Annotated in this window: 1 protein-coding gene; it reads right to left on the bottom strand. The window is 37.7% G+C overall.

What is annotated here, in order from left to right:
- On the bottom strand, positions 1 to 181 hold a 181-nt coding region (locus SB679_RS25200), incomplete at its 3' end, for a 5-fold beta-flower protein (RefSeq protein ID WP_410705060.1).
- Positions 182 to 257: the final 76 nt, after the last annotated feature.

Genomic DNA, 257 nt, shown 5'->3' with positions numbered 1-257 from the left:
GGTTTTTATTCTCAATCGTTCCGTCTGACTTGATGTAACCGACTGTGGAACGGCTGCTGTTTTCAATCGTACCATCCGATTTGATATAGCCCGTGGTGCTGCGGCTTCCCGATTCTATAGTCTGGGCATTCACAACAGAAAGGCTGAACAGAAAGAAACAAATGGCTGCTATTTTTTCCATGGATTTAAATTTTAATGAGGTTATTCTTTTTTTGTTCACCTAATGTATTCAAAAATTTTGATTAGTTTTTAAAGGA

The sequence above is a fragment of the Chryseobacterium sp. SIMBA_029 genome, assembly GCF_046535275.1.
GTDB lineage: Bacteria > Bacteroidota > Bacteroidia > Flavobacteriales > Weeksellaceae > Chryseobacterium.
The sequence above is the reverse complement of the archived record's forward strand: the minus strand, read 5'-3'. Positions and strand labels throughout refer to the sequence as shown.